Origin of the sequence: Georgenia satyanarayanai, from assembly GCF_900116375.1 — a bacterium.
Lineage (GTDB): Bacteria > Actinomycetota > Actinomycetes > Actinomycetales > Actinomycetaceae > Oceanitalea > Oceanitalea nanhaiensis.
The window spans coordinates 312,460-333,426 of sequence record NZ_UETB01000002.1 but is presented as its reverse complement, the minus strand read 5'-3'; the positions used below and the strand labels follow the sequence as shown (position 1 = coordinate 333,426).

Annotated in this window: 21 protein-coding genes, 3 tRNA genes and 1 other RNA gene; 14 read left to right on the top strand and 11 right to left on the bottom strand. The window is 73.1% G+C overall.

The window, feature by feature from the left end; all coding sequences use genetic code 11:
* Positions 1–17 precede the first annotated feature (17 nt).
* Together DSZ44_RS05765 and DSZ44_RS05760 are read right to left on the bottom strand one after the other, a co-directional pair.
* Positions 18–911, bottom strand: a complete 894-nt coding sequence (locus tag DSZ44_RS05765) for a methyl-accepting chemotaxis protein (protein ID WP_110851636.1) — start codon at positions 909–911, stop codon at positions 18–20.
* Positions 908–1,438: a PAS domain-containing protein gene (locus tag DSZ44_RS05760; RefSeq protein WP_110851635.1), complete on the bottom strand. Its 531-nt coding sequence runs from the start codon at positions 1,436–1,438 to the stop codon at positions 908–910. Before DSZ44_RS05760 ends, DSZ44_RS05765 begins: the two co-directional genes overlap by 4 nt.
* Positions 1,439–1,599: 161 nt before the next feature.
* Here DSZ44_RS05760 and DSZ44_RS05755 point away from each other — a divergent pair.
* Positions 1,600–1,687 (top strand) — tRNA-Ser (locus DSZ44_RS05755).
* A 45-nt stretch (positions 1,688–1,732) separates the two neighbouring features.
* On the opposite strand, the gene DSZ44_RS05750 is transcribed toward DSZ44_RS05755, so the two are convergent.
* Both DSZ44_RS05750 and DSZ44_RS05745 read right to left on the bottom strand, forming a co-directional pair.
* Positions 1,733–2,464, bottom strand: coding sequence for a glutamine amidotransferase (locus tag DSZ44_RS05750; RefSeq protein WP_110851634.1), 732 nt, complete (start codon positions 2,462–2,464; stop codon positions 1,733–1,735).
* A 31-nt stretch (positions 2,465–2,495) separates the two neighbouring features.
* Complete coding sequence (locus DSZ44_RS05745; RefSeq protein WP_110851633.1) at positions 2,496–2,942, bottom strand: DUF4190 domain-containing protein; 447 nt, start codon at positions 2,940–2,942, stop codon at positions 2,496–2,498.
* 94 nt (positions 2,943–3,036) lie between these two features.
* Between DSZ44_RS05745 and DSZ44_RS05740 the strand changes: the two genes are divergently transcribed.
* Entirely contained in the window at positions 3,037–4,338 is a 1,302-nt protein-coding gene (locus tag DSZ44_RS05740; RefSeq protein WP_110851632.1) for a uracil-xanthine permease family protein, read from the top strand.
* A gap of 141 nt (positions 4,339–4,479) precedes the next feature.
* On the opposite strand, the gene DSZ44_RS05735 is transcribed toward DSZ44_RS05740, so the two are convergent.
* The 3 genes from DSZ44_RS05735 to DSZ44_RS05725 all read right to left on the bottom strand — a co-directional run bounded on the left by DSZ44_RS05735 (position 4,480) and on the right by DSZ44_RS05725 (position 5,674).
* Complete coding sequence (locus tag DSZ44_RS05735; protein WP_110851631.1) at positions 4,480–5,115, bottom strand: LytR C-terminal domain-containing protein; 636 nt, start codon at positions 5,113–5,115, stop codon at positions 4,480–4,482.
* 71 nt (positions 5,116–5,186) lie between these two features.
* Positions 5,187–5,510, bottom strand: coding sequence for a type II toxin-antitoxin system VapB family antitoxin (locus tag DSZ44_RS05730; protein WP_110851630.1), 324 nt, complete (start codon positions 5,508–5,510; stop codon positions 5,187–5,189).
* A gap of 79 nt (positions 5,511–5,589) precedes the next feature.
* A tRNA-Ser gene (locus tag DSZ44_RS05725) sits at positions 5,590–5,674 on the bottom strand.
* A 129-nt stretch (positions 5,675–5,803) separates the two neighbouring features.
* Here DSZ44_RS05725 and ffs point away from each other — a divergent pair.
* From ffs to DSZ44_RS05690, 7 genes are all read left to right on the top strand, one after another.
* An RNA gene (gene ffs / locus DSZ44_RS05720) (signal recognition particle sRNA small type) lies at positions 5,804–5,900 on the top strand.
* Positions 5,901–5,951: 51 nt separating this feature from the next.
* A complete protein-coding gene (locus tag DSZ44_RS05715) occupies positions 5,952–8,489 on the top strand; it encodes a DNA polymerase III subunit gamma and tau (RefSeq protein ID WP_110851629.1) in 2,538 nt (845 codons plus the stop codon).
* A 45-nt stretch (positions 8,490–8,534) separates the two neighbouring features.
* Positions 8,535–9,134, top strand: a complete 600-nt coding sequence (gene recR, locus DSZ44_RS05710; protein ID WP_110851628.1) for a recombination mediator RecR — start codon at positions 8,535–8,537, stop codon at positions 9,132–9,134.
* The gene (locus tag DSZ44_RS05705; RefSeq protein ID WP_110851627.1) at positions 9,127–9,714 is read left to right on the top strand and encodes a DUF5063 domain-containing protein; all 588 of its coding nucleotides are present in this window, start codon (positions 9,127–9,129) and stop codon (positions 9,712–9,714) included. The genes recR and DSZ44_RS05705 overlap by 8 nt, the downstream gene beginning before the upstream one ends.
* A gap of 51 nt (positions 9,715–9,765) precedes the next feature.
* Entirely contained in the window at positions 9,766–10,542 is a 777-nt protein-coding gene (locus tag DSZ44_RS05700) for a TSUP family transporter (protein WP_110851626.1), read from the top strand.
* 132 nt (positions 10,543–10,674) lie between these two features.
* The gene (locus DSZ44_RS05695) at positions 10,675–11,949 is read left to right on the top strand and encodes an aspartate kinase (RefSeq protein ID WP_110851625.1); all 1,275 of its coding nucleotides are present in this window, start codon (positions 10,675–10,677) and stop codon (positions 11,947–11,949) included.
* Positions 11,946–13,019 (top strand): aspartate-semialdehyde dehydrogenase, encoded by a 1,074-nt coding sequence (locus DSZ44_RS05690; RefSeq protein WP_110851624.1) that lies wholly within the window; start codon positions 11,946–11,948, stop codon positions 13,017–13,019. Before DSZ44_RS05695 ends, DSZ44_RS05690 begins: the two co-directional genes overlap by 4 nt.
* Positions 13,020–13,134: 115 nt before the next feature.
* Here the strand turns inward: DSZ44_RS05690 and DSZ44_RS05685 are convergent, their stop codons facing one another.
* The gene (locus DSZ44_RS05685) at positions 13,135–14,991 is read right to left on the bottom strand and encodes a S9 family peptidase (RefSeq protein ID WP_110851623.1); all 1,857 of its coding nucleotides are present in this window, start codon (positions 14,989–14,991) and stop codon (positions 13,135–13,137) included.
* A 94-nt stretch (positions 14,992–15,085) separates the two neighbouring features.
* On the opposite strand from DSZ44_RS05685, the gene trxA reads away from it, so the two are divergent.
* Entirely contained in the window at positions 15,086–15,460 is a 375-nt protein-coding gene (gene trxA / locus DSZ44_RS05680) for a thioredoxin (RefSeq protein WP_110851622.1), read from the top strand.
* A 73-nt stretch (positions 15,461–15,533) separates the two neighbouring features.
* Complete coding sequence (locus tag DSZ44_RS05675) at positions 15,534–16,325, top strand: DUF3152 domain-containing protein (protein WP_110851621.1); 792 nt, start codon at positions 15,534–15,536, stop codon at positions 16,323–16,325.
* Between the two features lie 54 nt (positions 16,326–16,379).
* Here DSZ44_RS05675 and DSZ44_RS05670 read toward each other — a convergent pair.
* The 3 genes from DSZ44_RS05670 to DSZ44_RS05660 all read right to left on the bottom strand — a co-directional run bounded on the left by DSZ44_RS05670 (position 16,380) and on the right by DSZ44_RS05660 (position 19,767).
* Positions 16,380–16,453 (bottom strand) — tRNA-Pro (locus tag DSZ44_RS05670).
* A gap of 72 nt (positions 16,454–16,525) precedes the next feature.
* Positions 16,526–17,437 carry a metallophosphoesterase gene (locus tag DSZ44_RS05665; RefSeq protein ID WP_258369253.1) on the bottom strand — a complete coding sequence of 304 codons (912 nt, stop codon included), beginning with the start codon at positions 17,435–17,437 and terminating at the stop codon, positions 16,526–16,528.
* A 2-nt stretch (positions 17,438–17,439) separates the two neighbouring features.
* Positions 17,440–19,767 (bottom strand): transglycosylase domain-containing protein, encoded by a 2,328-nt coding sequence (locus DSZ44_RS05660; RefSeq protein ID WP_110851619.1) that lies wholly within the window; start codon positions 19,765–19,767, stop codon positions 17,440–17,442.
* A 211-nt stretch (positions 19,768–19,978) separates the two neighbouring features.
* On the opposite strand from DSZ44_RS05660, the gene DSZ44_RS05655 reads away from it, so the two are divergent.
* Genes DSZ44_RS05655 through DSZ44_RS05645 form a run of 3 tightly spaced genes read left to right on the top strand, consistent with a single transcriptional unit; the run spans position 19,979 to position 20,940 of the window.
* On the top strand, positions 19,979–20,314 hold the full coding sequence (locus DSZ44_RS05655) for a WhiB family transcriptional regulator (RefSeq protein ID WP_110851618.1): 336 nt from the start codon (positions 19,979–19,981) through the stop codon (positions 20,312–20,314).
* Positions 20,315–20,323: 9 nt separating this feature from the next.
* Entirely contained in the window at positions 20,324–20,476 is a 153-nt protein-coding gene (gene sp36 / locus DSZ44_RS05650) for a Sp36 family protein (RefSeq protein WP_110851617.1), read from the top strand.
* Entirely contained in the window at positions 20,473–20,940 is a 468-nt protein-coding gene (locus DSZ44_RS05645) for a RidA family protein (RefSeq protein WP_110851616.1), read from the top strand. Before sp36 ends, DSZ44_RS05645 begins: the two co-directional genes overlap by 4 nt.
* Positions 20,941–20,967: the final 27 nt, after the last annotated feature.

Sequence of the window (20,967 nt, the reverse complement as noted above, 5' to 3'; positions counted from 1 at the left end):
CGGCCCCACGGGTCCGCTCAGCCGGCGAAGGTGCCGATCTGCTCGCGCAACGACTGGACCATCGCCGCGAGCGTGGAGTGCTCGCCGGTGGCCGTCGTGATGGTGCCCACCTGCGTGTCCATCTCCCGCACCAGCTCGGCGATCCGGGCGATCGTCTCGCCGGCCTCGTGGGCGGACGCGATGGCGGCCTCCATCTGCGCGCCGATCCGCGCGGCGGACGTTGCCGTCTCGTCAGCCAGCGAGCGCACCTCGTGGGCGACGACGGCGAAGCCCCTGCCCGCGTCACCTGCCCGCGCCGCCTCGATGGTGGCGTTGAGGGCGAGCATCCGGGTCTGCGCGGCCACGGTGGTGATGAGGGTGACGGCCTCGGCGGTGGCGGCCGAGGCATCCTCGAGCTCGCGCATGGTGCCCAGGGCCGCATGCGCCTCACCGACGGCAACCGCCGTCGAGCTCGCCAGGCTGCTGGTCGAGGTCGCGACCTCACCGAGGTCGGCGGTGACCTGCGCCGACGCCGCGAGCGCGGAGTCGGCGAAGCGCGTCCGGGCGTCCACCTGCTCCGCGAGCCGGCGGGCACCGTCCTCCATCGACGCGCGGCCGGCATCGATCCGTGCGGCCCCCTCGCGGAAGCTGCCCGGCATGCCCTGCTGGAGGAAGCGGCGGTGGAAGCGACCGGACGCCGCGGCGGCGAGGGCCGCCTGCGACTCCCGGACGAAGGCGTCGGTGACGTCGAGGAGCCGGTTGACGCCGTCGCGCAGCGCACCGGTCTGGACACCGCCGCCCGGCACCCGGACCTCGAGGTCACCGGCCGCAGCGCGCTCGACGACCGCGATCACGGCGGCCTGGGCCGCGCGGCTGGCGGCGAGCTCCGCCTCCAGCTCGGCGATCCGTGCGGTGTCCTGCTTGCGGCTCATGCCTCTCCCTCCGCGACGAGCTCCCACACCAGCTCGTCGTAGGGTCGCCCGCCCAGCAGCTCCTCGAGCGCAGCCCGGGACGCCGCGGCCGCGTCCACGGCCCGCCGGTGCCCGGCCTCCGCCGCGCGCATGCGGGCGTAGAGGTGTTCGACCCGGGCCACGGCCGCGGGCGCGGGGGAGCGGCGGCTGGAGTGGTAGCCGACGACGGTGCCGCGCGTGTCGCGGGTGGGAGTGACGTGGGCCAGCACCCAGTAGTGGGCGCCGTCCTTGGCGAGGTTGTTGATGTAGGCGAAGATCTCGTCCCCGCCCTGGATGCTCTCCCAGAGCAGATGGAACAGGCCGCGGGGCGTCTCCGGGTGGCGGATGAGGCTGTGCGGCTGGCCGAGGACCTCGTCCTCCGCGTACGCCGAGACCCGGAGGAAGACGTCGTTGGCGTAGGTGATCCGCCCCCTGAGGTCGGTCTTGGAGACGATGATCTCGTCCTCGCCGAAGGTTCGCGCCACTCCCGTGGGCGTCGTCGCTCGCACTGGTCGGGCCTCCCTCTCCGGCGGACTGGTCCCCCGCCATGCCGAGACGATCGGACCGTCCGACCCCGTCCTGAGGGAAGCGACGTGAGGCGAGGCCCACAGGAGCCGACCTGCCGGGGATTCGTCGCATCGACGGGCGGGCCGGTACACTCGATCGCCGAGGTAGCGTGTCCGAGCGGCCGAAGGTGCAGCACTCGAAATGCTGTGTGGTGCAAGCCACCGTGGGTTCAAATCCCACCGCTACCGCCAGCGCGGCCCGGGTCCCCCAGCGGGGGCCCGGGCCGTTGCCGTTCCTCAGTGCGCGTAGCGCTGGACGAAGTTCGTCAGCACCTTCCCGGCGGCCGAGACGTCGGCGGCCGCGACCTCGCGGTGGACGGCGTCGAAGTCGTCGGGGTCGAAGTAGCCGGCGTGCCGGTAGACGGTCATCCGCTCGACCAGCGCCTCGAGGGTGAGCTCGGGGTGGAACTGGGTGCCGTAGAGGTTGGTGCGCACCCGGAACATCTGCACCGGGCAGTGCTCGGAGGTGGCGAGGATGACCGCGCTCTCCGGCAGGTGCGTGCAGGCCTCCTTGTGCCCGACGAAGGCCTGGAAGGACGTCGGCAGACCCTCGAGGACCGGGTCGGCGCGGCCCTCGTCGGTCAGCGTGATGACCGGCGCGCTGATCGGCTCGGCGTAGGTGCCGTCCAGGACGCCGCCGATGTGGCGCGCCAGTGTGCCGATGCCGTAGCAGGCACCGAAGAACGGGAAGTCCCGCTCGACGAGCACGTCGAGCAGCCCGCTCAGCTCGGCCTCCACACGGCGCTGGGTGTCGCTCTTGTGCTCGTCGGGGACCGAGCTGGTGAAGGGGCTGCCGCCGAGGATGATGCCGGAGTAGGCGTCGAGGTCGAGGTCCGGCAGCGGCTCCGACTCGAGCCGCAGCCACTCGAGCTCGCCCTCGGCGAGTCCGCCCAGCGCGAGCATCGACGCGTGCTCGGCGTCGGCGGCGTCGTCCTCGGAGCGGGTGGAGATGAGCAGGAACGGCTTCACGTCCGCAGGTTACCTGCGGGACGCGGCTCGCTCAGAGGAGTGTCCGCGCGGACAGGAACAGGAGGAACAGCCCTGTCCACACTGCGGTCATCGCGTAGCCGAGGGCCAGCGCGGCCACCGCCAGGCCGCGACCGCCGTCGTAGGAGGTCCGCAGCCGGTGCAGGCCCAGGTGCCCCAGGGCGATGGCGAACAGGCACAGCCCCGGCACGACCACCCCGAGGACCCCGAGCACCATCGCGGCGACCGCGACCCGGTCGTTGCGGTAGGCGGGGCTCTCGTACCCGGCTCCGCTCAGCACCCTGTCGCGGTGGCGCTCGCTCGTGCCGAACGCGGACGACGACGGCGTCACGGACGGCGACGGCGCCCGCGTGGCCCCGTAGGGATCGCCCCCCGGCCCCGCAGGACCGGCCGGGGCGTAGGGCTCCGCGCGGGGCGTGCCGTCGTCACGCCCGGGTGCGCGCCACTGACCGTCGTCCACGCGCCAAGGATTGCACGCTGGGACACGACCGGGGCGGGGGCCGCGGTGGCGCTAGTCTGCGCGGCGGCGTACACACCTGCGGAAGGGCACGGACATGGCGATCTGGACGGTTCACGGCGACGGGGTCCGAGTCGGGCCGGGCGAGGTGGTCGGCCCCCGCGAGCGGCTCAGCTGGCCGCGCACCATCGGGATCGGCGCCCAGCACGTCGTCGCGATGTTCGGCGCGACCTTTCTCGTCCCGCTCATCACGGGCTTCCCGCCGTCCACCACGCTGTTCTTCTCCGCCGTCGGCACCATCCTGTTCCTCGTCATCACCCGCAACCGCGTGCCCAGCTACCTCGGGTCGAGCTTCGCGTTCATCGCCCCCATCGGCGCGGCGACCGAGGTGGGCGGGATGTCGGCCGCGCTGGGCGGCATCCTCGTCGTCGGCGTGCTCCTCGCGCTCGTCGGGCTGCTCGTCCACGTCGCCGGGTCCCGGTGGATCGACGTCGTCATGCCCCCGATCGTCACGGGCACCGTCGTCGCCCTCATCGGCTTCAACCTCGCGCCGAGCGCCTGGAACAACGTGCAGCAGGCCCCGGCGACGGCGCTGGTGACCATCGCCGTCGTCGTCCTCGTCACGGTGCTGTTCCGCGGGATCCTCGGGCGGCTCGCCATCCTCGTCGGCGTGCTCGCCGGCTACGCCGTCGCCGTCCTGCGCGAGGAGGTCGACTTCACGCGCGTGGACGAGGCGGCCTGGTTCGGGCTGCCGACCTTCACCGCGCCGAGCTTCGACCTGTCCCTCATGGGCCTGTTCGTGCCCGTCGTCATCGTCCTCATCGCCGAGAACATCGGCCACGTGAAGTCCGTCGCCGCGATGACGGGCGAGAACCTCGATGACGTGACCGGCCGCGCGCTCCTCGCCGACGGCCTGGCCACGACGCTCGCCGGCGCCGGCGGCGGCTCGGGCACGACGACCTACGCCGAGAACATCGGCGTCATGGCCGCGACCCGCGTCTACTCGACCGCCGCCTACGGGGTGGCCGCCGTCGTCGCGCTCGTCCTCAGCATGTCCCCGAAGTTCGGCGAGCTCATCAACACCGTCCCCGCGGGTGTCCTCGGCGGCGCCGCGACCGTCCTGTACGGGATGATCGGCGTGCTCGGTGCGCGCATCTGGGTGCAGGCCAAGGTCGACTTCTCCGACCCCGTCAACCTCACGACGGCCGCCATCGCCCTCATCGTCGGCATCGCGAACTACACGTGGGTGGCCGGGGACCTGCGCTTCGAGGGCATCGCGCTCGGGACCGCCGCGGCTCTCGGGGTCTACCACGTCATGCGGGCCCTGGCCCGGTGGCGCGGCACCAGCGCGGAGCCGGCGAGCCCGGCCTCGGTGCCGGACGCCTCTCTCCGGGACTGAGCGGACGGACCGAGACCCGTCCCTGGCAGTGTCCTGATACGAAGTGCCGCAGGGTGGGGCTTGCCCGACACGTGTCCCGGCGTGTCGTGAGTGTGTCCCGGACTTCGGATCAGAACAGCGACGGCGGACGGCGGCGGGGGCTCAGCCCTCCTCCGGCGCCTCCTCGTCCTCGGCCGGGTCGCTCGGGACGGTGACGGGCGTGCAGCCCGGCGGCGGCGGGAGGGGCTGCTCGGGGTCGATGGCCGTCTCCTCGGGTGCCGGCACCTCGCTGAAGGACCCGCCGAGGACGACGTCGATGGTGGCGTCCTCGCGTCCGTCCAGCGTCACCGTGGAGCCGGGGACGATCTGGGCGACGGTGTAGGCGGCCTGCAGACCGCGCGGCCCGCTGACGATGTTGGCGACGCCCTCGAGGTCGCCGCCGTAGTTCGACTCCTGGGAGATGACGACGCCGTACTGGGCCAGGCCGCTGGCGGTGCGCGCGGCGAGACCGGTCTCGTCCGTCGCGTTGTAGACGTTCGCGGTGATCTCGCTGTAAGGCGCCGGGAGCGCGTCCGCGGGCGGGCAGGGCACGCTCGAGCGGGCCGCCTCGGTGGGCGCGGGGGAGCTGAAGGGGCGCGAGAAGGGGGAGGGGACCACGTTGCCCCACATCGCGGCGGCCACCAGCGCCACCGCGAGCATCGCGGTGATGAGGATCCCGAAGATCAGGGTCTGGCGCTGCTGGAGATGGCGGCGACGGGCGGCACGACGGCGCGCGGCCTCGGCTGGGTCAGTCGTCACAGAGGCCAAGGTAGTGCGTGGGGGCGTGGCGGCGTGAACCCGTCACGGCGCGGACGGCGCGTCCGGGAAGGTCAGCCGGTGGACAGGACCGTCCCGTCGACGTCCAGCTCGAGCACCCGGGCGTGGACGTGGAGGCGCTGCTGGAGGGCCGCGCGCAGGGCCCGGTGCAGGCCGTCCTCGAGGTAGAGGACGCCGCGCCAGGAGACCACGTGGGCGAAGAGGTCGCCGTAGAAGGTGGAGTCCTCCGCCAGGAGGTGGTGCAGGTCGAGCTCGCGCTTGGTGGTGACGAGCTCGTCCAGCCGGACCTGCCGCGGTGCCACCGCGGCCCAGTCCCGGGTGGTCTCCACACCGTGGTCCGGGTAGGGACGGCCGTCGCCGACTGCCTTGAAGATCACCAGTCGATAGTAGGGCGCGAGCGAGCCGGCCGGGAGAGGCGAACGGGCCCGCCGGCTCACCGGCGGGCCCGTTCCAGGGCGGAGGATGGGGGATTCGAACCCCCGAGGGCGTTAACCCAACACGCTTTCCAAGCGTGCGCCATAGGCCACTAGGCGAATCCTCCTGGCGGATCGAGGGTACCCGAGGACGGCCCCCGGATCGAACCGCCGGCGCCCAGGTGTGCGCCATCCCTCATCCGGGCCCTCGTCCGCGACCGCGGGTGGACCGGTCCGCGACGTCCGTTAGACTTGGCGGCGACCCCTCGTGCGGCGTCACCTCACTGAACTCCCCCAGGGCCGGAAGGCAGCAAGGGCAGGTGAGCTCTGGCGGGTGCGCGAGGGGTCCTCTCATGTCTGCACAGGGGGGCGCGAGGAAGGGTCCCGGGCGCCTAGAGTCGTCGGGTGAGCACCGCCCTGTACCGCCGCTACCGCCCCGAGACCTTTGCGGACGTCATCGGGCAGGAGCACGTCACCGACCCGCTGCGGGCCGCGCTGCGCTCGGACCGCATCACCCACGCCTACCTCTTCTCCGGCCCTCGCGGCTGCGGGAAGACGACGTCGGCCCGCATCTTCGCGCGCTGCCTCAACTGTGCCGAGGGGCCGACCGACTCCCCCTGCGGTGTCTGCCCCAGCTGTGTCGAGCTCGCGCGCGGCGGTGCCGGCTCGCTCGACGTCGTCGAGATGGACGCGGCGTCGCACGGCGGTGTCGACGACGCGCGCGAGCTGCGGGAGCGGGCAGCCTTCGCCCCCGCCCGCGACCGCTACAAGATCTTCATCATCGACGAGGCCCACATGGTCACCAGCCAGGGCTTCAACGCCCTGCTCAAGCTGGTCGAGGAGCCGCCGGCGCACGTGAAGTTCGTCTTCGCGACGACGGAGCCCGAGAAGGTCATCGGGACCATCCGCTCCCGCACCCACCACTACCCCTTCCGGCTCGTGCCTCCCGAGCGCCTGCAGTCCTACCTCGAGGAGCTGTGCACGGCCGAGGGTGTACGGGTGGCCACCGGCGTGCTGCCGCTCGTCGTCCGGGCGGGCGGCGGCTCGGTGCGTGACTCCCTGTCGGTGCTCGACCAGCTCATCGCCGGCGCCCAGGACGGCGAGGTCAGCTACGAGCGCGCCGTCGCCCTGCTCGGCTACACCCACGCGACCCTCCTCGACGACGTCGTGGACGCCCTGGCGGCCCGCGACGGCGCGAGCCTCTTCCGCGTGGTGGACCGGGTCATCGACTCGGGCCACGACCCGCGGCGCTTCGCCGAGGACCTGCTCGAGCGGATCCGCGACCTCGTCGTCATCGCCGTGTCCGGGGAGCACGCCGTCTCCGTGCTGCGCACGCTGCCCACGGACCAGTTCGAGCGCATGCGGGTCCAGTCCCAGCAGCTGGGTCCGGCCGAGCTCAGCCGCGCCGGTGACCTCGTCAACGACGCCCTCACCGAGATGAGCGGCGCGACCTCCCCTCGCCTGCAGCTCGAGCTCATGTGCGCGCGGCTGCTCCTGCCCGGCGCGGACGACGCCGCCCGCGGTCACGCCGCCCGCCTCGACCGCATCGAGCGCCACCTCTCCGGTGGTGGGGGAGCCCCGGCCGCTCAGCCGGCACCCGCTCCGGCCCCGCCCGTGCAGGCCGCGCCTGCTCCGGCGGCGCCCGTGCAGGCCGAGCCCGCGCAGCCCGCACCTGCTCCGGGGGCGCCTGCCGAGGCCGCGTCCTCTCCTGGGCGTGCCGCTCCGGCGCCCGCCGCCGCGCGACCGGCGCCCACCCCGGCGGCGGAGTCCGACCAGGGAGCGCCGAGCTCGGCTTCCACCGAGAGCGCCGCGGAGCCCGCGCCCCGGCCCGCGCAGGCGCCGGCCCGTCCGGAGCCCACCGACGGCTCCCACGAGGGCGACTCCCGGCAGGAGCCGAGGACCGGGGCCCAGGAGGCGCCGGCGCGTCAGGCTGGGGCCGAGCGCCCGCAGCAGGAGGAGCCCCGTGAGGCGGAGGGGTCCGCCCGTCCGGCTCCCGACCCCGCGCGCGAGCGGTCGGCGGCCACCGAGCAGCGGTCGGGACCCGCGCGGGAGCAGAGCCCTGCGCCCGAGAGTCCTGCCGCCTCCGCGCCTCAGCCTGACGAGCGCCACGAGCAGGCCGAGGCCCGGCCGGGCACGGGCTGGGGTGGCGCCGCGTCGGGTCCGCCCGCGACCCCCGCCCGCGGTGACGCGCCGAGCGCGAGCGCTGCGCCCGCTCCGGCCGGTGCGGACGCCGACCTCATCCGGCGCCGGTGGCCCGAGGTGCTCTCCACCCTCGCGCGCTTCAAGCGCACCACGTGGGCGCTCGTGTCCCAGAACGCCCAGGTCGGCGAGGTCTCCGGTGGGGTGCTCCACCTCGCCTTCGCCACCTCCGGCCTCGCGCACACCTTCGGCAGTGGTTCCCACAGCGAGCACCTCCAGCGCGCGCTGCTCGAGACGCTCGGCGTCCAGCTGCGCATCGAGCCGGTGCTCAGCCAGGCGGCCGAGGGCGGCAGGCAGGGGGAGGCGCCCTACTCCGCCCCCGCGCCCGTGGCCTCCACCGCGTGGGGTGCGCCCGAGCCGGACCCCGGCGCCGACGCATGGGCTGAGCCCGCGCCCGAGCCGCCGGCCTCCTCCTCCTGGGGAGGCGAGCCAGTCGCGGACACCCGGCCCCCAGCTGTCGGCCCCGACACCCGGGCCCCGCAGTCCGCCGCGTCCCCAGCCCCCACCGGCTCGCCGTCGCCGTCCGCTCCGCGTCGTGACGGGGCGAGCCCCGACGGGCGGCCGGCCGAGGCGCCGCGTGGTGCGCCGTCCTCGCCCAGCGCCCCCGACCCCGCGCCCGCCGCGCGGATCGCGCCCGCCGACGACGTCCCGAGCATGGACGACCCGGACGCCGAGCACTCCGGGCTCGTCGGGGCACCCCTCATCGAGCGCATGCTCGGCGGGACGATCATCCACGAGGAGTAGCCGCGCCGTCCCCCCGGTGTCACCGGGGGGACGTACGCTGTCCAGGTGTACGAAGGCGCGGTGCAGGACCTCATCGACGAGCTCGGTCGACTCCCCGGGATCGGGCCCAAGAGCGCCCAGCGGATCGCGTTCCACGTGCTCTCGGCAGAGGCCGCGGACGTCGAGCGGCTCGCGCACGTCCTCACGGAGGTCAAGAGCAAGGTCCGCTTCTGCGAGGTGTGCGGCAACGTGTCCGAGGGCACCCGCTGCCGGATCTGCCTGGACCCCCGCCGCAGCGACGACGTCCTGTGCGTCGTCGAGGAGGCCAAGGACGTCGTCGCCATCGAGCGGACCCGGGAGTTCCGCGGGAAGTACCACGTGCTCGGCGGCGCCATCAACCCGATCAACGGCATCGGCCCGGACAACCTCCGCATCCGCGAGCTCATGACCCGCCTGGCCGACGGCGAGGTCACCGAGGTCATCCTCGCCACGGACCCCAACATCGAGGGTGAGGCCACCGCCACCTACCTCGCGCGCATGCTCCGCGGCATGGGGATCCCCGTGTCCCGGCTCGCCTCCGGGCTGCCCGTGGGCGGGGACCTCGAGTACGCGGACGAGATCACCCTGGGCCGGGCCTTCGAGGGACGCAGGAGGATCGATGCCTGAGAACGAGACAGCGGAGGTCGCCGACCTCCACGCCCTGGCCGGCGCGATGGCGGCCGAGTCCGAGCGCTTCCTCGAGACGGTCACCCAGGTGGCCGCCGGCGGCCACCCGGACCTCGCCATCTCCCTGCTCCTCCTCGCGCTCTCCGACCTCAGCGCCGCCGGCGCCCGCCTCGGTGCCGTCACCGACGTCGTCCCGCCGCAGCGCTTCGAGCCCGACGACGGCGAGGAGCCCGACGCCGACCCGCTCCGGCTCGGTCTGGCGAACGTCTTCGAGGGCCTCGACGAGTACCGCGAGGTCCCCGACCCGCTCGTCGACAACGTCTCCGTCTCCGGCATGCTGTCCGCGGACGTCGCCGAGGTTGCCCTCGCGCTGCGCCGCGGCCTCATCCACCACCGCGCGGGGAACGTCATCGAGGCGCTGTGGTGGTGGCAGTTCTCCTACCTGTCCAACTGGGGTGACCGCGCGGCTGCCGCGCTGCGCGCCCTGCTGTCGGTGCTCTCCCACGTGCGTCTCGACGTGCCCGCCGACGTCGCCGCCGACGCCCAGTTCGACGCCCTCCACGCCGACGGCGAGGCCTGACCCCACGGTCCTCGCACGGGCCTCGCAGGCACCGTGCGGCAGGATGGGCGCGTGCCCCTCGAGCTGGACGTCCTCGGTCTCGTCCTCCTGATCCTCGCCGGCTTCACGGCCGGGTGGGTGGACGCCGTCGTCGGGGGCGGTGGCCTCATCCAGCTGCCGGCGCTCCTGCTCGTCCCCGGCATCAGCCCGGTCCAGGCGCTGGCGACCAACAAGGTCGGCTCGATCATGGGGACGTCGGTCAGCGCCCTCACCTACTACCGGCGAGTGGGCCCGGACCTGCGCACGGCGGCGCCCATGGCGCTGGCCGCGCTCGCCGGTGCCTTCGGCGGTGCGGTGCTCGCCGCGCAGATCCCCGGCGAGCTCTTCACCCCGATCATCCTCGTCGTCCTCCTCGGGGTGGCCGGCTGGACGATCGCCCGCCCGCGGATCGGCGCCCAGACGGACCTGCGGTGGAGCGGGCGGGGACACCACCTGGCGGCCGCGTCGCTCGGCCTGGGAATCGGCGCCTACGACGGGCTGCTCGGGCCCGGGACCGGCACGTTCCTCGTCATCAGCCTCGTCTCCGTGCTCGGGTACGCGTTCCTGCCGGCCTCCGCGCTGGCCAAGATCGTCAACTTCGCGACGAACGCGGGCGCGCTCATGTTCTTCGTGCCGCACGGTGCGGTGCTGTGGGGCCTGGGCCTGGCGCTGGGGGCAGCGAACCTCACCGGCGGGTACCTCGGCGCGCGGATGGCCGTGGCGCGGGGCAGCGGCTTCGTCCGGGTGGTCTTCCTCGTCGTCGTCCTCGCCCTCGTCGCGCGGCTGGGCTGGGACGTGCTCAGCGGGTGATCGTTGGCACAGTCTTTCCAGTCAGCGGACACGCAGATGACCGAGATCTGAGATCGATCTACACTGTGCTGCGTTCTCGGGGCCGCGCCCCTCCGGCCGGTTCCCCCTGTACCCAACCAGCGGAGCCCTCTCGTGCCCCTTGTCGTGCAGAAGTTCGGCGGATCCTCCGTCGCCGACGCCACCAGCATCAAGCGCGTCGCGAAACGGATCGTCGAGACCAAGGAGGCCGGCAACGACGTCGTCGTCGTCGTGTCGGCCATGGGTGACACGACCGACGAGCTGCTCGATCTCGCCGCGTCCGTCACCGCTAAGCCTGCCGAGCGTGAGCTGGACATCCTCCTCACCGCCGGCGAGCGCATCTCCATGGCGATCCTCGCGATGGCGATCTCCGAGCTCGGTGTCCCCGCCCGTTCCTACACCGGCCAGCAGGCCGGCGTGCTCACCGACGCCGCCCACGGCAAGGCCTCGATCGTCGGCGTCGTGCCCGAGCGCATCGCCCGCACCATCCAGGACGGCGGCGTCGCGATCGTCGCCGGCTTCCAGGGCGTCTCGGAGACCCAGGACGTCACCACCCTGGGCCGCGGCGGTTCCGACACCACCGCCGTCGCCCTCGCGGCGGCGCTGAACGCCGACGTCTGCGAGATCTACACCGACGTCGACGGCCTGTTCACGGCCGACCCGCGCATCGTGCCCTCCGCCCGCCAGATCACCTCGATCACCAGCGAGGAGACCCTGGAGATGGCGGCGCACGGCGCCAAGATCCTGCACCTGCGAGCGGTCGAGTACGCCCGCCGCTACGGGGTGCCCATCCACGTGCGATCCTCCTTCTCCTCCAAGAGGGGGACCTGGATCGGCCACGACGACTCCCAGAGCGAGGAGAGCAGCATGGAAGACCCGATCATCGCCGGGGTCGCCCACGACCGCAGCCAGGGCAAGATCACCGTCATCGGGGTCCCCGACGTCCCCGGTGCCGCGGCCCGCCTGTTCGCGGTGGTGGCCGGCGCCGGCGCGAACGTCGACATGATCGTCCAGAACGTGTCGTCCGCGGCCACCGGGCTCACCGACATCTCCTTCACGCTGCCCGAGGCCGACGGCGAGGCCACCATCGCCGCGCTGCGCGCCGCCGCCGGGGACCTCGGCTACGCCGACCTGCGCTACGACGACCAGATCGGCAAGGTGTCGCTCGTCGGTGCGGGCATGCGCTCCCACCCGGGTGTGTCCGCCAAGCTCTTCAACGCGCTCTTCGACGCCGGCATCAACATCGAGATGATCTCGACCTCGGAGATCCGCATCTCGGTCGTCACCCGCGCCGACGTGCTCGATGACGCCGTGCGCGCCGTCCACACCGCGTTCGACCTGGACAGCAGCGAGTCCGAGGCCGTGGTCTACGGAGGGACGGGGCGATGAGCACGCACGCAGCAGACCGCGCCGGCGTCACGCTGGCCGTCGTCGGCGCCACCGGTCAGGTCGGCGCCGTCATGCGCGACATCCTCGAGCAGCGCGACTTCCCGGTCGCGGCCATCCGCTACTTCGCCTCGGCGCGCTCGGCCGGCACGACCCTGCCCTGGAAGGGCCAGGACGTCGTCGTCGAGGACGTCGCGACGGCGGACCTCGGCGGCATCGACATCGCGGTGTTCTCCGCCGGCGGCGCCACCTCCAAGGAGCACGCGCCGCGGTTCGTCGCGGCCGGCGCGCTCGTCGTGGACAACTCCTCGGCGTACCGCAAGGACCCGCAGGTGCCGCTCGTCGTCTCCGAGGTCAACCCGCACGCGCTGGAGGAGATCCCCACGGGGATCGTCGCCAACCCCAACTGCACGACCATGGCGGCGATGCCCACGCTCAAGGTCCTCCACGAGGAGGCCGGCCTCAAGCGCCTCGTCGTCTCCACCTACCAGGCCGTGTCCGGCTCGGGCGTCGCCGGGGTGCGTGAGCTCGACACCCAGGTGCGTGCCGCCGTCGAGCAGGACACGACGGCGCTCGCGCAGGACGGCTCGGCCGTGACCCTTCCCGAGCCGCAGACCTACGTCGCCCCGATCGCCTTCGACGTCGTCGCCCTCGCGGGCAGCATCGTCGACGACGGGAGCGAGGAGACCGACGAGGAGCAGAAGCTCCGTAACGAGTCCCGCAAGATCCTCGACCTGCCCGGGCTCGCCGTCTCCGGCACCTGCGTGCGCGTGCCGGTGTTCTCCGGCCACTCGCTGTCGATCAACGCCGAGTTCGAGCGTCCGATCTCCGCCGAGCGTGCCCGCGAGCTCCTCGCGGACGCGCCGGGCGTCGAGCTCGCCGACGTCCCCACGCCGCTGGGGGCGACGGGCAAGGACGCGACCTTCGTCGGGCGCATCCGCCAGGACCAGAGCGTCGAGGACGGCCGCGGGCTGGCCCTCTTCGTCGTCGGGGACAACCTGCGCAAGGGCGCGGCGCTCAACACCATCCAGATCGCCGAGCTCCTCGCGGCGAAGCTCCTCGCCACCGCCTGACCCCACCCACCCCCACCCCCACCCCCACCCCACCCACCCGCCGAGTACGCACCAACGGTCACCAGCGGGCGCCTGTCGCGCCCGTGTGGTGACCGTTTGTGCGTACTCGGGAGGGCTAGGGCGAGAGGTGACGCTTCACGAAGTCGAGCTGGACTCGCATCTGGGCCACCCGCTCGGCCGTCACGTGGGAGCCGTGGCCGCCGCCGTACTGGTAGAGCTCGACGACCCCGCCCCGCTCCCGCAGGGCGCTCTCGTAGCGCTGCACCTGCCGCAGCGGGCAGCGCGGGTCATTAAGTCCTGCCAGCAGCAGCACGGGCGCCCGCACGGCGTCGACGTAGGTGATGGGGCTGGCGGCGGCGTAGGCCTCGGGCACCTCCTGCGGCGAGCCGCCGAGCAGCGCCCGGTCGACGGCCTGGAGGGTGGCCAGCTCGTCCTCGTAGGCGGCGACGTAGTCCGCCACGGGCACGTCGGCCAGGCCCAGCGCCCACCGTCCCGGCTGGGTCCCCACGCCCAGCAGGGTGAGGTAGCCGCCCCACGACGCCCCGGTCAGCACCGAGCGCCGCGGGTCCAGCGTCCCCTCGGCCACGAGGCGGTCGTGGACGGCCGCGATGTCGGCCAGCTCGGCCCGCCCGACGTCGCCCTCGATGGCGTCGCGCCACCGGGTGCCGTAGCCGGTCGAGCCGCGGAAGTTCACGCTGAGGACGGCGAAGCCGTGGTCCACCCACGCCGCCAGGGTGGGGGAGAAGGAGTCGGTGCGGTGGTCGGCCGGACCGCCGTGGACGTCGACGACCACCGGGTACGGCGCCGCGCCCGTCGAGGGCAGCCGCAGGAGCGCGTGGACGTCCCCGCCGGGCCCCGGCACGTCGACGTCGCGGACCCCGACGGAGGGGCGCGGACGAGGGCCCACCGGCGCGAGGAGGACGGCGCCGGTCCGGGTGGTGCGGACGCTGGGCGGCTCGGCGGCCGAGGACCACGAGTACCAGACCTCGCCGTCGGGGCGCGCCGTCGCGCCGTCGACGGTCCCGTCCGCCGGTCCGACGAGGGTGCTGCGCCCCGTGCGCAGGTCGTGGCGGTGCAGGCGTGTGCGCGCCCGGTGGTCGACGGCGAGCAGCACGGCGTCCCCGGACGGGAACCACGTGGCGTCGGCGACCTCGCCGTCGACGTCCAGGGCGAGCTCGCGCCACGCGCCGCTGAGCACGTCCCACACCGCCGCCCGCGGCGTGCCGGTGCGCTCGTGGAGGACGAGCAGGCGCGAGTCACCCGGCAGCGGCGGGAAGTCGAGCGCCCACAGCCCGCGCCCCGGGCCGTCGTCGAGCTCGGCGACGGTCGCGGCCGTGTCCGCCGACAGCACCCGCAACGCCGGGTGGCGGGGGTCGCCGCCCTCCGCGTGCCCGACGACGAGGAGGTTGCCGTCGTCGCTCAGCGCCGCCGCCTCGGCGTCGTGGTCCCCGGCGTACAGGAGCACCGGGGCGGAGGTCGCCGAGAAGGTGTCGAGGAAGACCTGGTGGATGGTCGTGCCGGCGTCCGGGTCGGTGCGCCCGACGACGCCCGTCCCGTCGCGCGAGAGGTGCAGGCCTGCCTGGTAGCCGGGCGGCAGGGGGATCGGTGTCTCGGTGAGCTGCCCGGGCGGGGAGCCGAAGGGCTGGCGCCGCCAGGTGCCCCACTCGTCGCCGTCGGTGTCGTCGAACCACCACAGCCACCGGCCGGCGGGGTCGATCGTCGCGTCGGTCGTCCCGGCCGCACGGTCCGTGGCCGCCACGAGACGGCCGGTGCTCGCCTCCCAGGAGTGCACCTGTGGGCGCCCGTCGACGGTCGCGACGACGCACGCGCGGTCCGGCGCGTCCGGCGCCCACTCGGGGACCTCGAGCTCGGGTGCGCGGAAGCGCTGCTCCCAGGCAGGGGGCGGCCACCCGCCCGGCGAGCTGCGCCCGGCGCGGGTGCGCGGGCCGCGGGAGCGTGACAACCTCGACATGCGCCCAGCGTAGGTCGGCGGCTCGCGCGTGAGACGGAATAGTTGACGGCGCCACGTGTTGACCCGCAGACAACCCCGATCGACAGGAGTGAGCATGGCAACCACCGACGTGACCGCGACGACCCTCGAGCAGACCATCACGGACAACGACATCGTCCTGGTGGACTTCTGGGCGGACTGGTGCGGCCCGTGCAAGCAGTTCGCGCCGGTCTACGAGAAGGCCTCCGAGAAGCACGAGGGGATCGTCTTCGCGAAGGTCGACACCGAGGCCGAGCAGCAGCTCGCCGCGCAGGCCGGCATCACCGCGATCCCCACGCTCATGGCCTTCCGTGAGGGCGTGCTCGTGTTCTCCCAGGCCGGCGCCCTGCCCGGCCCGCAGCTCGAGCAGCTCATCGACCAGGTCAAGGGCCTGGACATGGAGGAGGTCCGCGCCAAGGTCGCCGAGGCCCAGGCGGAGCAGCAGGCCTGAGACACCCCCGGCCGCGTCCGCGCCGTCGCCACCGGGCGGCGGCGGACGCTGCCACGTCCCCCGGTGAGGTGAGATGAGACGCGTGTCGTGGGCCGTGGCCTCGCTCGCGACGGTGGCCGCGCTGCTGGGGGCGGCCGCGCCGACTCCCATGCCGGAGCCCCGGGATCCCTGGGCGGCTCCCCGGATGCTCGGCGGAGCCCTCGTGCCGGGAAGCGGGAGCCAGGCCGGCCGCGGTAGCGAGGCCGACGGCGACCGCGAGCACTGGCGCCCGCCCGCCAAGTCCCCCACGCTCACCTTCCTCGCCGAGCAGGGTGGGCTGTGGCGCACCGAGGTGCCCCGCGACGCCGGCGGCCGCCTGCGCACCGTTCCCGGTGCCACCGCCGCCCCGCACGAGGCGGAGCGTGTCGTCAGCGTGCGCGTGGAGGTCGAGACCGGGCTGGGGGTGGACGGGCGCGAGTTCGCCCGCCAGGTCATGACCACGCTCAACGACCCCCGGGGGTGGGGCCACGACGGCTCGGTCGTCTTCGCCCGCACCGACGGCGAGGCGGACATCGACCTCACGCTCGCCTCACCGGCCACGACCGACGAGCTGTGCGCGCCCGTGGACACCGGCGGCACCGTCTCGTGCGGCCGGGTGGGCTACGCCGTCCTCAACGCGGTGCGCTGGGCGCAGGGCGCCGAGCCCTTCCTCGAGGCCGGTGGAACTGTTGCCGAGTACCGCCAGTACCTCGTCAACCACGAGGTCGGCCACGTGCTCGGCCACGGTCACGTCGGCTGCCCCGACCCCGGCGAGCGGGCCCCCGTCATGGTCCAGCAGACCCTCGACCTGGACGGCTGCCGGCCCAACGGTTGGCCCGCCGGCTGACGCCGCTGCATACGACGAAGGCCCGGAACCTTACGGTTCCGGGCCTTCTACCGGTCGGGGTGGCGGGATTCGAACCCACGACCTCCTCGTCCCGAACGAGGCGCGCTACCAAGCTGCGCCACACCCCGGTAAAGCCAGATCAGGATAGCGGAGCACGTGCCCGGGAGTGAAACCGCCAGCCCGCCGTGTGAGGCATGTCGCTATTCGCCGGCCACGAGCTGGAGGAGGCTGACCTCCGGCCGGCACGCGAAGCGCACCGGCGTGTACGGGGAGGTGCCCATCCCCGCCGAGACGTTGAGCCAGGCGGAGGACCCCCCGCCCGGCGCGTCGGGCCGCGGCCCGGGCCATCCGTGCAGACCGCTGGCGCGCTCCCGGTCGAGGTCGCAGTTGGTCACCAGCGCGCCGTAGCCGGGGACGCGGAGCTGGCCGCCGTGGGTGTGGCCCGCGAGGATGACCCCGCAGCCGTCGTCGGCCATCTGGTCCAGCACCCGCGTGTACGGCGCGTGCGAGACCCCGACGTGGAGGTCGCCGTGCTCGCCGTCGGGTGCGGGGAAGTGGTCGCGCTCGAGGTGGGGGTCGTCGACGCCGACGAAGGACAGCCGCTGCCCGGCGACGTCGAGACTCCCACGGGTGTTGGTGAGGTCGAGCCAGCCGCCCGAGCTCAGGACCTCGACGAGCTCGTCGGTGGGCAGCGTCTGCGGCTCGTCGCTCGTCGTGCTCCGCCGGGACGAGGGCATGAGGTAGCGGGCCGGGTTCTTCGGCTGGGGGGCGTAGTAGTCGTTGGAACCCAGGACGAACACGCCGGGGACGGTGAGCAGCTCACCCAGGGCGTGCGCCAGGGAGGGGACCGCGCGCTGGTGGGCGAGGTTGTCCCCGGTGGAGACGACGAGGTCCGGTTCGAGGTCCGCGAGCCGGCGCACCCACTCCTGCTTGAGCCGCTGCGTGGGCGTGAGGTGGAGGTCCGAGACGTGCAGGACCCGCAGCGGCCGGCTGCCGGGCGCGAGCACGGGCACCACGTGGGTGCGCACCGTGAACAGGCGCGTCTCCGTCACGGCCCAGGCGAGACCGCCGACGGCGGACAGCGCAGCGGTGCCCGCCAGTCGCCCGATCACGCTCAGCCCCGACCGCCACTCGTGTAGATGGTCACCGTCTCCCCGCGGCGGGCGCTGCTGCCCGCCTCGGGGACGGTGGCCACGGCCAGGCCCTCGGGCCAGCCGGAGTCGACCGGGTAGCCCATGGTGGTGTTGAAGCCGGCGTCCTCGAGCGTCTCGCGAGCGTCCTCGACCGTCTGCCCGCCGATGCTCGGCACGCGCAGGAACTCCCCGCGCACGACGCTGCTGTCAGCCTCGTCGAACTCCTCGATGGGCATGTCCTCGGTGGCCTCGAGCATGTAGTCCTGCCACGTCGGAGCGGCGATGAGTCCGCCGTAGACGCTCTCCACCCAGCGGCCGTTGATGATGATGTCGACCATGGGCTGGTCACCGTTCGCGTACCCCATCCACACGGCGCTGGAGATCTGCGGGGTGTACCCGACGAACCAGGCGTGCTTGGCGTCGTTCGCCGTGCCGGTCTTGCCCGCGGTCGGCCGGGGAGGGATGCGGGCGGGGGACCCGGTGGAGTCCCACTCCGGGCCCATGACCGCCTGCAGGGCGTGGGTGACGCCGTCGACGACGTCCTCCTCGAGCACCCGCTGGCAGTCCGAGGGCGGCACGGGGATCTCCTCGCCGTTGCGGTCCACCATGCTCGTGATGGCGACCGGCTCGCAGTAGACGCCCTCAGCGGCGAGGGTGGCGTAGGCGTTGGCCATCGACAGCGGGGTGACGGTGTTGGTCCCGAGCACCATGGCCGGGTTGGGCGTCAGCTCGGAGCCGTCACCGGTGCGCACCCCCATGTCGGCGGCGACGTCGGTGATGTCGCACAGGTCCATCTGCTGCGCCATGACGACGAAGGAGGTGTTGACCGACTTCCGCGTGGACTCGAGCACCGTCTCCACGCCGCCGCCGAAGCCCTCGAGGTTCTTCGGCTCGTAGTCCTCCGGGCCGGCGTAGTCCCCGCACGAGATGGTCCAGTCCTCGCGCGGGAACACGCGGTTCGCGGAGTTGACCCTGTCCATGAGGGAGTGGCCCTCGCGCAGCCACTGCACGAGGGTGAACACCTTGAAGGTGGAGCCCGACAGGAAGCCGGAGCCACCGCCGTGCGACTGGCCGACGTTGTAGTTCACCTGGGTGGCGCGGGGGTCGTCCTCGGAGGCCACCCCGTACCGGGTGTTCTGCGCCATCGCGTAGATCCGCCCGGTGCCCGGCTCGATCGAGGACAGCGCCATCGAGATGCCGGACTCGTCCTCGATGGGGATCGAGTCGGTGACGGCCTCGAAGGCCGCCTCCTGCTTGTCGGGGTCGAGGGTCGTGTGGATCTCCAGGCCGCCACGGTTGAGCAGCTGGCGACGGTCCTCCACCGACTCCCCGTAGGCCTCGTTCGTGAGGATCTCGTTGACGACGTACTGGCAGAAGTAGGCGGCGTTGCCGGCGACGGCGCAGCCGCGGGGTGTGTCCTGGACGTCGAGCATGTCCGCGATGGGGATCGCGACGGCCTCGTCGAACTGCTCCTGCGTGATGACGTCGAGGGAGCGCATCCGCGCGAGCACGGTGTTGCGGCGTTGCTCGGCGTTCTCCGGGTTGCTCACGGGGTCCCACTTGGCGGGGTTCTGGGTGATGCCGGCGAGCATCGCCGCCTCGGGGATGTTGAGGTCCGCGGCCGTCTTGTTGAAGTAGTGGTGCGCGGCGGACTCGATGCCGTACTGGGAGGGCCCGAACTGGGCGATGTTGAGGTAGCCGGTGAGGATCTCGTCCTTGGACCGCACCTTCTCCAGGGCGATGGCGAGCCGGGCCTCGCGCAGCTTGCGGGCGATGCCCGCGGCGCCGTCGGTCTCCGTGGCCGCCTGGTAGAGCTCCGGGTCGTTGGTGACCCGGCTCTCCTCGACCTGGATGTTCTTCACGTACTGCTGCGTGAGCGTCGAGGCCCCCTCGAGCTCGCCGCCACCCACGTTGCGGGCGACGGCGCGCATGATGCCCTCGGGGTCCACGCCGCCGTGGTCGTAGAAACGGTGGTCCTCGATGGCGACGACGGCGTCCTTGACGTGCTGCGAGATGTCCTCGAAGCCGACGACCACGCGGTTCTCCGCGAAGAAGACCGCCATCTCGTTGCCCTGGGCGTCGAACATGACGCTCTGCTCCGAGGGCTCGTCGATCTCGATCTCGGTGGGGATGTCGCTGAACAGGTCCGTGGTCGCGTTCCCCACGGCGCCGACGGAGCCGACGGCGGGCAGGAGAAGTCCTGCCGTCAGCACTCCTCCGGCCACGGCGATCAGCAGGAACGCGATCATCATGGCGACGAGCTGGACAGGGCGGACGGCGCGCCCGCGCGGCATGGGACGTGAGGCCATGGCTCCAGGGTACGGCGCCTGCCCCGAGCAGGGCCGTACGGTGGGGCAGGTCACGCGAGTTTGTCCAAGGATATGGACATCCGGCGTGCGACATGTGACGATCTCGCCAAGGTCACGATGACGTCATAGCTCTTCCAACTCTCCACAACGAGGGCTAGCGTCGGGACACAGACGAACGGCAATGATGCCGTGGGAACGCAGGAGGTGGGGCATGACCACTCACGAGGACCAGACGTGGGCCGCGCGCGCCGCGTGTCGGGCGATCGCGCCGGACGAGCTCTTCGTCCGCGGGGCGGCGCAGCGGGCCGCGCGGGAGCTGTGCTTCCGCTGTCCGGTGCGGATGGAGTGCCTGGCCGATGCACTGGACGCGCACGTCACCTTCGGGGTCTGGGGCGGGCTGACCGAGCGCGAGCGTCGCGCGCTGCTGCGCCGCTACCCCGAGGTGCACTCCTGGGCCGACCGTCTCAGGGACGAGGAGGACGAGATCATCGCCGAGCTCCGCGCCGACCGTGCGCCGCGCATCCTCGCCAAGATCCGGCAAGCCTAGGATGGCGGCATGACGACCTGGGAGTACGCGACCATTCCTCTGCTCATCCACAACACCAAGGCGATCCTCGACCAGTGGGGCGCCGACGGCTGGGAGCTCGTCCAGGTGGTGCCGGGTCCCACGCAGAACCCGGTCGCCTACCTCAAGCGCCCCAAGGCATGAGCGTCGCCCGGCGTCTCCAGGAGCTGGGTCTCTCGCTGCCGCCGGTCGTGCCGCCGGTCGCGAGCTACGTGCCTGCGGTCCGTCACGGTGACCTCGTGTGGACCTCGGGCCAGCTGCCCATGGTCGACGGCGCGCTGCCCGCGACCGGCAAGGTCGGTGACGGCGAGGGGCTCGTCCCGCCCGCACAGGCCACCGAGCTCGCGCGCGTGGCGGCGCTCAACGCCCTCGCGGCCGTCGCCGCGAAGGTCGGCAACCTCGACGCCGTCGTCCAGGTGGTCAAGGTGGTCGGCTACGTCGCCAGCGACCCGTCCTTCACCGGGCAGCCCGGCGTCGTCAACGGTGCCTCGGACCTCCTCGGCGAGATCTTCGGTGAGGCCGGGCGGCACGCGCGCAGCGCCGTCGGCGTCAGTGCCCTCCCGCTCGACGCGCCGGTCGAGATCGAGCTCGTCCTCGCCGTCGCCTGACACACGTCCGCACCCCCTCGCACACAT